We start from the raw sequence: 11,922 nt of genomic DNA, 5'->3' as shown, positions 1-11,922 counted from the left end.
GTCCCGCGGCGTGTGGACGGCCCGCGGGTGAGAGGGTGAGGCCCGTGACCGGTACCCGTGTCGAGGTCCGCGACGCCTCCAAGAGCATCGACGGCGCCGTGCTCCTGCACCCCACGTCCTTCGCCGTCCGCCCCGGGACGTGCGTCGTCCTGCGGGGCCCCAACGGGGCCGGCAAGACGACCGCGCTGCGCCTCGCCGCCGGCCTGACCTCGCCCTCGACCGGCACGGTCACGCTCGACGGCGAGCCGGCCGACGAGCGGCGCCCGGCCACCCGCGAGGCCGTGGCGGCCCTCCTCGGCACCCCGGCCGGCTGGCGCGACCTCACCCTCGTCGACCACCTGACCCTCGTCGACGCCTCCTGGGGTCGCGACCCCTCCACCTGCCACGAGCGCGTCCTCGCCGCGCTCGACGAGGTCGGCATCGCCCACCTGCCCGACCGCTTCCCGCACGAGCTCTCCTCGGGCCAGACGCAGCTGTTCCACCTCGCCCTGACGCTCTTCCGCCCGGCGCGGCTGCTCGTCCTCGACGAGCCGGAGCAGCGCCTCGACACCGACCGCCGGATGCTCCTCGCCGGCCTCCTGGCGGCCCGGCGCGACCGCGGCACGACGATCCTCCTCGCGTGCCACGACCCCGCGGTCACCGAGGCCGTGGCCGACGGCGTCGTCGACATCGACCCGGGGCACCGGTGACCGACACACCGGTCGACGACGAGCCCGTCGGCACCGACCGCGAGCGACTCACGGACGTCCAGCACGTCCTGCACGGCCCCGAGGGCTCCGGCTCGTGGCGCTCGCTGCTCTACACGCTCTACGTCGTCGCGCTGCTCAGCGGCATCTACGGCTTCACCGTGCTGCGCGGCGTCGTGGAGGTCGCCGACCTGCCCGCACGCGGCATCTCGCTGGCGCCCACGTCGGGCGTCGGCGCCCTCGTGCTCGGCGGGGTCGTCCTCCTGGTCGTCGTCCTCGTGCTCCTCGCCCACGCGACGGGGCGGCGCCGCGGCCCGGTGACGCCCGACCTGCCCTGGCTCGACCACGTCGCCACCGGGCCGGCCGACCGCGGGCTCGTCCTGCGCGAGGCGTGGCTGCTGCCCGCCACCGGCCTGCTCGTCGGCGGCACCCTCGTCGGGTCGGTGCTCGGCGCGGCGGTCTGGGGTGGCGGGGCGGCGGGCCCGGCCGCGGCCGGCACCGGCCTGGCCGCCGGGCTGCTCGGGTCGGGCGCCGTCCTGGTCGCCTGGCTCGCCGGCCAGCTGGCGGCGGACGACCACGCGGAGCTCGGCACCGGCGCCGCCGTGCGTACCGCGGCCCGTCCCCGGACGGCGCTGCGCACCCTCGGCCTCGACGGGCTGCGCGCCCACAGCGCCCGCTCGGCCCGCCTCGGCGGCGCGGCCCTGGCGGGCGACCCGCGGGCCATCCGCCTCGAGGCCGCCTCGCCCGTCCGCCGCGGCCGGAGCTGGCGGCTGCGCTCGCGCGGCCCGGTCCGCACCGTCCTCGCCCGCGACGTCCTCGGGCTGCGCCGCCAGCCGTTCCTCGTCGTCGGCAGCGCCGTGCTGCTCCTCGCCGCGGGGGTCGCGCTCGGGGCCGTCGTCGCGGGGCGCCCGGGCAACATCGTCCCCGCCGCCCTCTGCGCCCTCCTCCTGCACCTCGGGGTGGGGCCGGTGTGCGAGGGCCTGCGGCTGCTCGGCGACACCCTCGGGGCGCCGCGCCTGCTCGGCGGCTCGGTCGCGCGCGAGGCGGCGGCGCACACCGCCGCCCCCGCCGCCCTCGTCCTCGTCGTCGCCGTGCCCGCCGCGACGGTGACCGCCGGCCTGCTCGCCGGCGGGGTGCCTGCCGCGACGGCCGCCCTGGTCACCGCCTCGGCCGGCGCCGCGGTGCTCGGGTCGCAGTGGCTCGCCGCCTTCCGCGTCATGCCGCCGTCGTTCGCCCTCCTGCCCGAGGTCGGCCCGCAGGTGCTCCTCGCGTGGCTCGCGGTGCCCCTCATCGTCTCGGCGGGTGCCGGGGTCGTCGTCGTCCAGACCCTCCTCGCGGCGACCGCCGGGGTGCCGCTCGCCGCCGCGTCCGCCGGGCTCGCGGTCGTCGTGGTGTGGCTGCGCGCGAGCAGCGTCCTGGGGCGCGCGTCCTCCGCCCACCGGGACTGAGCCCCGACCGTCAGGAGCGTGACCTACCCTCGGGGGGTGCGCATCGACGTCTGGTCCGACATCCTCTGCCCGTTCTGCCACCTGGGACGGCGCCACCTCGAGCTCGCCCTCGAGCAGTTCGAGCACGCCGACGAGGTGGGGGTCGTCTGGCACAGCTTCCAGCTCGACCGCAACGCGGCCGCGGTCGACGACACCCCGCAGATCGACCGCATCGCCGAGAAGTACGGCACCCCGCGCGAGCAGATGGTCGCGCAGCACGAGCAGATGGCCCGTGACGCCGCCGACGTCGGCCTCGAGTTCGCCTGGGAGCGGCTCGTCGGGGGCAACTCCTACGACGCCCACCGCCTGCTGCACCTCGCGCGCTCGCGCGACCTGGAGCAGCCGGTGACCGACCGCGTGCTGCGGGCCTGGTACTCCGAGGGCGCCGCGATCGGCGACCACGAGACGCTCGTGCGCCTCGGCGTCGAGGGCGGTCTCGACGAGCAGGCCGTCCGCGACCTCCTCGCCTCCGACGACTTCGGCATCGACGTCCGCACCGACGAGGCGCTCGCCGGCCAGATCGGCATCACCTCGGTGCCGACGTTCGTCCTCGACCAGAAGTACGGCGTCACCGGCGCCCAGCCCGTCGAGGTCATCCTCCAGGCGATCCGCCAGGTCTGGGACCTCCAGGGCACCGAGCCCGAGATGCCGGCCGCCGGCGGCGGGTGCGGGGGCGGCTGCTGCGGTGGCGCGTGCGGCAGCGGTGGTGGCGCCGAGGCCGCGCAGCCCGAGGCCTCCGGCTGCGGCTGCGGCGCGGGTGGCTGCGGCGGGGTCTGCGGCCCCGACGAGCACGTGGCGCAGGCCGAGCCCGCCACGCGCTGACCTCATCGGTCCGGTCGGCCCCGCGGCCGGGTCCGGACACGAGGACACCCCGCGTACCTGGAAGAGCCCACCTGCCCTTGCTGCATTCCTGCCCTGGGGGAGTTCAGTGGGGTACCACCACGCGGGGTGCCGGGCACGATGCTACGGGGTGGGCGCCGCCCGGCGGAAATCACCGGGTGGCCACCCGGGCGGTCACCCGCGCCGTCACCGGCTGATCCACGGGTCCCCGCGCCCCGCGACGACCCCGGCGGGCCGCCCGCGACGCACCTCCCCCGTGCTCGGGTGTGGCGGGGCACCCCACCTCCCGGGCGAAGATGTGGTCGTCACGCACGCCCCTCTTGCGCCACGACGCCCCTACGGTTGCGGCTCATGTCCGACACCGTCGTCAGTCCCGCCGGCTCCGCGTCCCCGACGCCGACCCGCCCCAACATCGTCAAGATCGTCTTCGCCAGCGTCGTCGGTACCGCCGTCGAGTGGTACGACTTCTTCCTCTACGGCTCGGCCGCGGCCCTCGTCTTCGGCAGCCTCTTCTTCCCCGACAGCGACCCCCTGACCGGCACGCTGCTCGCCTTCGGCACCTACGCCCTCGGCTTCGTCGCCCGTCCGCTCGGCGGCGTCGTCTTCGGCCACTACGGCGACCGGGTCGGCCGCAAGAAGATGCTGGTCATCTCGCTGCTCATGATGGGTGGTGCGACGGTCGCCATCGGCCTGCTGCCGACCTACGCGACGATCGGCATCGCCGCGCCGATCCTCCTGCTGGTCTGCCGCCTCGTCCAGGGCTTCGCCGTCGGCGGCGAGTGGGGCGGCGCGGTCCTCATGGTCGCCGAGCACGGCAAGGACGAGCACCGCGGCTTCTGGTCGAGCTGGCCGCAGGCCGGCGTGCCGTTCGGCAACCTCCTCGCGACGGGCGTGCTCTGGCTGCTCTCGGTCTTCCAGACCGACGAGGCCTTCAACGCCTGGGGCTGGCGCATCCCGTTCCTCCTCTCGGCCGTCATGGTCCTCATCGGCCTCTGGGTGCGCGTGAGCCTCGAGGAGTCCCCCGTCTTCGCCGAGGCCAAGGCCGAGATCCAGTCCTCCGAGAAGTCCCACCTGCCGATCCTCGAGGTGCTGCGCCGCTACCCCCGTGAGGTCCTCCTCGCGATGGGCATGCGGATGGCCGAGAACATCAGCTACTACATCTTCACGATCGTCGTCATCACCTACGTCACGACCTACCTCGGGGCGCAGAAGGGCGTCGTCCTCGGGGCGCTGCTCGCGGGCGCGGCGATGCAGTCGGTGCTCATCCCGCTCATCGGCGCCCTCTCGGACAAGGTCGGCCGCCGGCCGCTCTACCTCGTCGGGGCCGTCGGCGTCGGCGTGTGGGGCTTCGTCTACTTCGGGATGATCGACAGCCTCAGCGGCCCGCAGATCATGCTCGCGACGCTCGTCGGCCTCTTCTTCCACGCCCTGATGTACTCGCCGCAGGCCGCGTTCTTCTCCGAGCTGTTCGGCACCTCGGTGCGCTACACCGGTGCCTCGGTCGGCTACCAGCTGGCGTCCATCTTCGCCGGGGCCCTGGCGCCGATCATCGCCCTGCAGCTGCTCGGCTCGACGGACGAGAAGAACACCGGCGCGGTCGCGATCTACCTCGCGGTGGCGTCGGCCGTCACCGTCGTCTCCGTCCTCCTCGCCAAGGAGACCAGGGCGACCTCGCTGCGGCACGACCGCGTCCTCGACGGGGCCCGCGACTGACCTCGCGGGCACCGCACCACCCCCACGGACCCGGTCCGAGCCACCGCTCGGGCCGGGTCCGTCGCTCCCCCGGCATGGCTCGACCGGGCCATTGACCTGCGGTGTCACCGGCCGGAAGCATGACCGCCGGCGCCACACCGTGACCCGCTCGACCGGGGGTCACCACCGCGGCGGCCGAGGGGGGACCACCCGCCTGCGCCGTCGCCCAGCACCGCCGACCGCGCGACCAGGGGGCCGCGCACCGCAGGGAGACCACGCATGACCAGACCCACCAGGATGCTCGCCGCCGTCGCGGCCGCGAGCGCGTTCCTCCTCGTCCCACCGGCGACGGCCTCGGCCCACGGGGGACGACCGACGCCCCACCCGGTCCCGCGCTCGGACCAGCTCGCCGCCCCGTTCAACATCGACAGCTCCGCCGGCTCCGTCCTCGTCGCGGACGGCGGGCCCGGCCTCGTCGGGCGGCTCCAGCGCGACGGTTCGGTCAAGCCCATCGCCACCGACCAGCCCGGCGCCTCCGGCGTCGCGCGCTCGCGCGACGGCAAGCGCATCGCCTGGACGACGACCGTCACCGACTTCTCGACCTTCGAGAACTCCGAGAGCGGGCTGACCATCCGCGACGGCCGCGGCCGGACGACGTACGCCGACACGCACGCCTACGAGGTCGCGAAGAACCCCGACGCGTGGGTGCACTACGGCGTCCGCAACCCGAGCCAGTGCGTGACCGACGCGTTCACCGCCGCGCAGTTCCCGGTGTCGTACACCGGCGGCGTCGACTCGCACGCCTACTCCGTCGCCGCCACGCGCAGCGGCTGGGTCGTCGCCGACGCCGGCGCCAACGCCCTGTTCTCGGTGTCGAACTCGGGCCGCATCCGCACCCTCGCGGTGCTGCCGGCCCAGCGGACGACGTTCACCGCCGAGATGGCCGCCGCCCTCGGCCTGCCCGACTGCGTCGTCGGCGTGACGTACGCCTTCGAGTCGGTACCGACCGACGTCGAGGTCGGCCACGACGGGATGCTCTACGTCACGACCCTGCCGGGCGGGCCCGAGTCGCCGGTGCTCGGCGCGCGGGGCTCGGTCTACCGGGTCGACCCGCGCAGCGGCGAGGTCCGCCGGGTCGCGCGCGGCTTCCTCGGCGCGACCAACCTGGCCCTCGGGCGACACGGCGAGATCTACGTCGCCGAGCTCTTCGCCGGCCGCATCTCGGTGGTCCGGCACGGCCAGGTGAAGCCCTACCTCGACCTGCCCGGCGTCGTGGCCGTCGAGTCCGGGCGCAACGGCACGCTCTGGGCCGCGACCCTCGGCAACGAGGACCCGCCGGCACCCGGCACGATCGTGCAGATCTACGACGGGAAGAAGCACTGGCGCGGCACCTGGGGCGGCTGAGCCACCGCCCGTGAGGAGGTGACCCGCCGGCGCGTCGACCGCGTCGTCGGCGGGTCACCTCCTCCCGACGCCCGCCCGGGCCGGCGGGGGCGCCGACACCGCTCCCAGCATCGTCACGGAGGATGGTGGCGCCCCCGCCACGACCCGAGGACGTCATGACCCCCGCGACCCTGTACCCCGCGCTCGCCCGCACCGAGGCCGTCACCTGGGCCCTATTGCTGCTCGGCATGACGCTCAAGTACGTCACCCGCACCACCGAGCTCGGGGTGGCCGTCTTCGGGCTCGTCCACGGCGTCGTGTTCCTCGCCTACGTCCTCGTCACCGTCGTCGTCGCGCTCGACCAGCGCTGGTCGCGGCGGCTCACCCTGCTGGCGCTCGTCGCGGCCCTGCCGCCGTTCGCGACGCTCTGGGTCGAGCGGCGCGTGGAGCGCAGCGGCCGCCTCGCGACGTCGTGGCGGCTCGCCCCGGGCGGCGAGCGCCCGGGCCACGTCCTCGAGCACGCCCTCGCGCGGGCGCTCGCCCGGCCGGTGCTGTCGGCCGTCGTCGGCGGCGCGCTCGTCCTCCTCGCGACGGCGGCGCTGCTCGTCGTCGGCCCTCCCGGCGGCCGCGCCGGCGCCTGACCGCCGCCGGTCGGCTGCTCAGGGCCGGACGAGCCAGAGCCAGTGGGTGGCGTCGGCGAGCGTCGTGAGCACCCCGGCGACCAGCACCCCGCTCAGGATCGCGACGCCCAGCCCGAGCCACCCTCCGCGGCGCGGGCGCTGCCCCGCGCCGAGCGCGGGGGCAGGGCGGACCTGCTCGAGGACCGCGTAGGCCAGCACACCCAGGCCCAGCGGCACCCAGAGCTGCCAGAACCAGAACCAGCGGCTGCCGCGCGTGGGCCGGGGACCGACGCCGACCGAGACCAGCATCATGAGCAGCAGCGGCAGGGCCGCGAAGACCACCACCTCGCGGCTGGGCCCGGCCGTCTCGAACGGGAAGACGTGGGGCGCCGGCGGCACACCCGCCGCCCGGAGCACGGCCGCCTCCGCGTCCGCGCCGCCGCCGAGCGTCCCGGGGTCGACGATCCGGCGCGGGGCGAGGACGGAGTCGACGTGGTACTCGACGCTCGGACGCCCGCCGAGCGCCTCCTGCTCCGGGTCGAGGGTGCCGTCGGGCCGCATCGCGGGGAGGGCGACCGCCGGGTCCGCGGCCCAGCCGTCGCGGCCGACGTCCTGCACGTCGACGAATCGCCAGTCCGTCACCCGCCCGGCCGCGAGGTCGTCCCGCAGCCGGTCGGGGGACACGAGGCGGGCCTGGGTCATCCCGGTGAGGACGAGCCACGCCACCCACAGCAGCACCATGACGACCCCGAAGACCCGGTCGCTGCGCCGTGGTGGGCGCGACGACCCGTCGACCGGTGGCGTCCACGCCCCCCGTGGTGACCGCGTCGAGACCTTCGCCCCCTCGTCCATGCCCGGATGGTGGCAGCGGTGCCCTCGCCTGTCGACCGCTCCTGCGGGACTTCGCAGCCCCGCGGACGCCCCGATTTCGGATGCACCCCTGCCCTCGGGTAGCCTCCTCGGCGGAGGATTCGCATAGTGGCCTAGTGCGCACGATTGGAAATCGTGTTGGGATAAAACCCTCGGGGGTTCAAATCCCCCATCCTCCGCCACACCGGAACCCCCCTCGGGAGCATGCGACCGAGGGGGGTTCCGCGTCGGCGCCCACCGGGTCGAGGTGAAACCCGACCGCGCGAGGGTCCCCTTTCACCTCGAAGCGCTGGGGCATCCGGTGGGTCGAGGTGAAACCCCACCGCGAGAGGGTCCCCTTTCACCTCGACCCGCCGGCGTCGGCGCTCAGGCGAGGGGCAGGCGCTCCGCGACGCCGGTGCGCTCGTCGTGCAGCTCGACGAGCCGCTGCTCGTCCGGCCCCGGCAGCGGCCCCGACGCGCTGACGAGCCGGCACACCGCGTACTCGCCGACGGCCGCCTCGTAGGTGTCGACCCAGCGCAGGTACGCCCGCTCCTCGGCGTCGTCGCGGCACGGCCAGGGCACCGTCAGCGCGGTGCGACCGACGCGGAAGGGCTTGGGCGTCAGCCGCGCCCGGTAGCTGGCGTGCATCGCACAGAGCTCGACGTAGAGGGGGTCGGACTCGAGCTCGGTGAGCAGGGCGCGGGCCTCGTCCGACTGCGGCGCCAGCCCGGCGCCGGTGACGACGACGCGCAGCCCGGCCGCCGTGCGGTACACGCGCACACCGAGCTCGGGGTGGCGACGCCCGAACTCCCAGGCGTTCTCGGCGGCGAGGCAGTCGGCGACCGACGGCCCGCCGGGCCCGGTGGCGGTGACGACCCGGCCGTCCTCGCCGGGCAGGTCGGGGTACGCCTCGTACCCCGAGGCCCCCGCGGACGACGCGGACCCACCCGCCGGTGCGGCGACAGGCTCGGGCCCGTCGAGCCCGGCGGCGTCCTCGCCGGAGGGCTCCATCGGGGTGGGGTCCGGCCGGCCGAGCACGAGCCGCCGGAAGAACCCCCCGACCCCGCGGCCCCGGTCCCCCGGCGTCGAGCGGGTCGCGCGGCGGCGGGCGGCCGGACGCTCGTCGGCGAGCTCGGGGCAGTCGACGTCGGCGATGAGGAGCAGGTCGGTGCACAGGACCTCGCAGCCCATCCGGTTGCGGGTGACGACCCCGATGAGCCGGCCGTCGTCGGCGCGGACCTCCTCGAGGACGGGCTCGCGCAGCGGGGTGCGCGGGTAGTAGCCGCGCGTCTCGGGCAGGCGCCCCTCGCGCGCGACCCGCTCGAGCAGCTCGGCGAGCCGCTCGCGCCCGACCCGCTCGGCGTCCGCGTCGGAGGTGGTCGACCAGCCCCACACCGACAGCGGCGCGCCGGACCGCCCGAGGTGGGGGCTGAAGCCCTCGACCCGGACCCAGTGCTGCGGGATCTCCATGGCGCGAGAGTCTGTCAGGCCCCGGCGACGTGCACGTACCGCGGATGCCCCGGCAGCGCGCCGTCCGCGTCGAGCCGCGCGGCGAGCAGCAGCGCGCCGTCGAGCGCGCCACCGACGGCCGGCTCGACCCGCGCCCCGACGCCGGCGACGACGGCCTCGAGCTCGCGCCGCACCGCGGAGGCCGACAGCAGCCCGCCGGTCGCGACGAGCCGCGGGTCCGCCAGCCCGGCGGCGGCCGCGAGCAGCGACTCCCCGAGGGCCCGGCCGGCGGCGGCGCAGACCCCGGCGGCCACGTCGTCGCCCGCCTCCGCGGCAGCCGTCACGAGCGGGGCCACGGACGCGAGGGCCTCGGGGGCGTCGGCGCCGGTCATCACCCGGCGGGGCCAGGTCTCGCAGGGCCCGAGCAGCCCCTCGGCGTCCGCGAGCAGGCCGGGCGAGCCGGCGCCCACCCCGTCGCGCGCGCGCAGCGCGGCCCGCAGCCCCTCGAGCCCGACCCACGCGGCCGAGCCGCGGTCGCCGAGGACGTGCCCCCAGCCGTCGACGCGGGTCCAGTGCTCGCCGAAGTCGGAGCCGAAGGCCACGGCCCCCGTGCCGGCCGCGACGACGGCTCCGGGCTCCACGGCCCCGAGGGCGCCGACGAGGTTCGCCACGGCGTCGCTGACGACCGCGGTCCGCCTCCCCCGCAACGCGGCCGCCACCGACCGCAGGACCTCGGCCGGCTCGGCGAGGAAGAGCAGCCCGCGCATCGACCAGCAGACGGCGTCGGGGGCGTCGACCCCCTCGGCGTCCAGCAGCGTCCGCGCGTCGGCGGCCAGCGCCGCGACGTCGAGCCCGGAGGCGCCGACCCGCGCCCCGACCCCCCGGCGTGGGTCGCCCGCGACGCCGTCCCGCTGCACGACGAGCCGCAGGCCGCTGCCCCCGACGTCGACCGCCACGACCGTGCTCACGGCCGTGAGCCGATCACTTGGCCATGCCCGCCGTCAACCCGGCGACGATCTGCTTGGTGGCGACGAGGAACAGGACGATGAGCGGGATCGTCGTGATGACGAGCCCGGCGAAGACGGCCGCGTAGTTGGTCGCGTTCTCGCCGAAGAACGTCGTGAGTCCGACCGGCAGCGTGTACTTGTCCTGGCTGCGCAGGAGCACGAGCGGGAAGAGGAAGTCGTTCCAGATGGGGACGAACCGGAAGACCGCGACGGTCGCGACGGCCGGCCGCACGAGCGGGACCATGATGCGCCAGAACGTCCGCCACGAGCCGGCGCCGTCGAGGGTCGCGGCCTCCTCGAGCTCGGCGGGCAGCTGCCGGAAGAAGGTCGTGAGGACGAAGATCGAGAACGGCACGCCCGAGGCGCCGTACATGAGCGCCAGGCCGAGCCGGGAGTCGATGAGCCCCACGCCGTCGAAGAGGTAGAAGATCGGCAGGATCGCCAGGTGGATCGGGAGCATGAGCCCCGAGAGGAACAGCGACTCCAGCCACCGGAAGATGCGCGAGCGGCCGCGGGCGAGGGCGTAGGCCGCCATCGTCGAGACCGTCGTCGACAGCAGCACGGCGCCGATGGTCACGAGCAGGCTGTTGCCGAAGTACGTCGCGAAGTTGCCTGCGGTCCAGGCCTCCCGGTACGCGTCGAAGGACAGCGGCCAGGGCGCCCCGAGCGGGTCGGAGATGAGGTCGCCGTTGCTGCGGAAGGAGCTGCTGACCATGAGCAGCAGCGGGATGAGCGCGAAGGCGGCGTAGACCCACAGCAGCACGCTCGCGGTGCGACCGCCGACCGGCTTCTGCCGACCACGCGTGCCACGGGGGCCGCGGCGCCCGGACGGGCCGCTCGGGGTGAGGACGCCCTCGGGCGTGCTCGTCACGTCGGTGCGCTCGTCGGCGGCACCGATGCCGGCGGGGACGACGCTCATCCGGTGATTCCCTTCTCGTGGCGGCGCAGGACCGCGGTGGCGCCGAACGCCCCTCCGAAGATCAGGAGGAAGAGCAGGGTCGCGAGGGCCGACGAGGTGCCGATGGCGTCGGTCGACCCGGAGTCGAACGCGGTGCGGTAGAAGAGGAGCGAGAGGAAGTCGGTCGACCCGGCGGGGTTGCCGGTCGAGCCGCCGAAGGCGTAGGGCAGCGCGAACGCCTCCATCGCGAAGATGAACGTCAGGACGCTCACGGTGCCGATCGCCGGCACGAGCAGCGGGAAGACGACCCGCCGGAAGGCCTGCCCGTTGGAGGCGCCGTCGACGCGCGCGGCCTCGGTCAGCTCGTCGGGGACGCCGCCGAGCGCCGCGCCGTAGAGCAGGACGGGGAAGCCGATCCACTGCCAGACGCTCACGAGGATGACGACCCAGAGGGCCGTGTCGGGGTCGCCGAGCCACGGCAGGGCCCACGACTCGAGGCCGACCTTGGTCAGCAGCGTGTTGACCGGTCCGAAGGTCGGCGAGAGCAGCAGCGTCCAGAGGTAGCCGATGACGATCGGGCTCACGAGGTAGGGCATCGCGTAGAGCGTCTGCAGCGCGCGGCGGGTGGTGGCCCGCCGGTGCAGGAGGAACGCGATGGTCAACCCGATCGTGTTCTGCACGAGCATCGTCCCGATGAAGAAGAGGACGTTGTGCCACAGGGCGCGCGGCAGGTCGGTCGTGAACGGGGCGCGGGTGAACAGCGCGGTGAAGTTCTCGAGGCCGACGAAGCCCTGGCGCGCCGTGCCCGCCCACCCGTAGAAGGCGTAGGAGAACGAGGTGAGCATCGGGTAGAGGACGAACACCCCGAACAGGGCGAGGGCCGGGGTGACGAAGAGCAGTCCGGTGCGTCGGTTCATGGTCTTCCGGGGTGGAGGTCGGGATGGGGTGGCCGACCGGCTCGCCCGGCGACCGACGCGGTGCACGCGCCGGTCGCCGGGGCCGGTGTCG

General features: G+C 75.3%; 11 protein-coding genes, 1 tRNA gene and 1 other RNA gene. 7 read left to right on the top strand and 6 right to left on the bottom strand.

Annotated features, from left to right (window positions below; all coding sequences use genetic code 11):
• The first annotated feature begins 44 nt into the window (after window positions 1–44).
• Genes HL663_RS06150 through HL663_RS06140 form a run of 3 tightly spaced genes read left to right on the top strand, consistent with a single transcriptional unit; the run spans window position 45 to window position 2,995 of the window.
• Complete coding sequence (locus HL663_RS06150; protein ID WP_173027534.1) at window positions 45–689, top strand: ABC transporter ATP-binding protein; 645 nt, start codon at window positions 45–47, stop codon at window positions 687–689.
• Window positions 686–2,134, top strand: coding sequence for a hypothetical protein (locus HL663_RS06145; protein WP_173027533.1), 1,449 nt, complete (start codon window positions 686–688; stop codon window positions 2,132–2,134). The genes HL663_RS06150 and HL663_RS06145 overlap by 4 nt, the downstream gene beginning before the upstream one ends.
• A 36-nt stretch (window positions 2,135–2,170) precedes the next feature.
• Entirely contained in the window at window positions 2,171–2,995 is an 825-nt protein-coding gene (locus tag HL663_RS06140; protein ID WP_173027532.1) for a DsbA family oxidoreductase, read from the top strand.
• 37 nt (window positions 2,996–3,032) lie between these two features.
• On the opposite strand, the gene ffs is transcribed toward HL663_RS06140, so the two are convergent.
• Window positions 3,033–3,129: signal recognition particle sRNA small type (ffs, locus tag HL663_RS06135), an RNA gene on the bottom strand.
• A 235-nt stretch (window positions 3,130–3,364) separates the two neighbouring features.
• Here ffs and HL663_RS06130 point away from each other — a divergent pair.
• The 3 genes from HL663_RS06130 (at window position 3,365) to HL663_RS06120 (ending at window position 6,729) form a co-directional block, all read left to right on the top strand.
• A complete protein-coding gene (locus tag HL663_RS06130; RefSeq protein ID WP_173027531.1) occupies window positions 3,365–4,726 on the top strand; it encodes an MFS transporter in 1,362 nt (453 codons plus the stop codon).
• 258 nt (window positions 4,727–4,984) lie between these two features.
• Window positions 4,985–6,109, top strand: a complete 1,125-nt coding sequence (locus HL663_RS06125; protein ID WP_173027530.1) for a ScyD/ScyE family protein — start codon at window positions 4,985–4,987, stop codon at window positions 6,107–6,109.
• 155 nt (window positions 6,110–6,264) lie between these two features.
• Complete coding sequence (locus tag HL663_RS06120; RefSeq protein WP_173027529.1) at window positions 6,265–6,729, top strand: DUF3817 domain-containing protein; 465 nt, start codon at window positions 6,265–6,267, stop codon at window positions 6,727–6,729.
• A gap of 18 nt (window positions 6,730–6,747) precedes the next feature.
• Here the strand turns inward: HL663_RS06120 and HL663_RS06115 are convergent, their stop codons facing one another.
• Window positions 6,748–7,560 carry a hypothetical protein gene (locus HL663_RS06115; RefSeq protein ID WP_173027528.1) on the bottom strand — a complete coding sequence of 271 codons (813 nt, stop codon included), beginning with the start codon at window positions 7,558–7,560 and terminating at the stop codon, window positions 6,748–6,750.
• Window positions 7,561–7,672: 112 nt separating this feature from the next.
• Here HL663_RS06115 and HL663_RS06110 point away from each other — a divergent pair.
• A tRNA-Ser gene (locus tag HL663_RS06110) sits at window positions 7,673–7,760 on the top strand.
• A gap of 184 nt (window positions 7,761–7,944) precedes the next feature.
• Here the strand turns inward: HL663_RS06110 and HL663_RS06105 are convergent.
• Genes HL663_RS06105 through HL663_RS06090 form a run of 4 tightly spaced genes read right to left on the bottom strand, consistent with a single transcriptional unit; the run spans window position 7,945 to window position 11,831 of the window.
• Complete coding sequence (locus HL663_RS06105) at window positions 7,945–9,030, bottom strand: hypothetical protein (RefSeq protein WP_173027527.1); 1,086 nt, start codon at window positions 9,028–9,030, stop codon at window positions 7,945–7,947.
• Between the two features lie 14 nt (window positions 9,031–9,044).
• Entirely contained in the window at window positions 9,045–9,977 is a 933-nt protein-coding gene (locus HL663_RS06100; protein WP_173027526.1) for a BadF/BadG/BcrA/BcrD ATPase family protein, read from the bottom strand.
• Window positions 9,978–9,990: 13 nt separating this feature from the next.
• Window positions 9,991–10,935: a carbohydrate ABC transporter permease gene (locus HL663_RS06095; protein WP_173027525.1), complete on the bottom strand. Its 945-nt coding sequence runs from the start codon at window positions 10,933–10,935 to the stop codon at window positions 9,991–9,993.
• A complete protein-coding gene (locus HL663_RS06090; RefSeq protein ID WP_173027524.1) occupies window positions 10,932–11,831 on the bottom strand; it encodes a carbohydrate ABC transporter permease in 900 nt (299 codons plus the stop codon). The genes HL663_RS06095 and HL663_RS06090 overlap by 4 nt, the downstream gene beginning before the upstream one ends.
• Window positions 11,832–11,922: the final 91 nt, after the last annotated feature.

The organism is Arthrobacter sp. NEB 688, from assembly GCF_013201035.1.
Taxonomy (GTDB): Bacteria; Actinomycetota; Actinomycetes; order Actinomycetales; family Dermatophilaceae; genus Phycicoccus.
This window is presented reverse-complemented; position numbering and strand designations above follow the sequence as displayed.

Coding starts and splice junctions, on each gene's coding strand:
- HL663_RS06130 (WP_173027531.1), top strand. CDS start 3,365: ATGTCCGACACCGTCGTCAGTCCCGCCGGCTCCGCGTCCCCGACGCCG.
- HL663_RS06125 (WP_173027530.1), top strand. CDS start 4,985: ATGACCAGACCCACCAGGATGCTCGCCGCCGTCGCGGCCGCGAGCGCG.
- HL663_RS06120 (WP_173027529.1), top strand. CDS start 6,265: ATGACCCCCGCGACCCTGTACCCCGCGCTCGCCCGCACCGAGGCCGTC.
- HL663_RS06115 (WP_173027528.1), bottom strand. CDS start 7,560: ATGGACGAGGGGGCGAAGGTCTCGACGCGGTCACCACGGGGGGCGTGG.
- HL663_RS06105 (WP_173027527.1), bottom strand. CDS start 9,030: ATGGAGATCCCGCAGCACTGGGTCCGGGTCGAGGGCTTCAGCCCCCAC.
- HL663_RS06095 (WP_173027525.1), bottom strand. CDS start 10,935: ATGAGCGTCGTCCCCGCCGGCATCGGTGCCGCCGACGAGCGCACCGAC.
- HL663_RS06090 (WP_173027524.1), bottom strand. CDS start 11,831: ATGAACCGACGCACCGGACTGCTCTTCGTCACCCCGGCCCTCGCCCTG.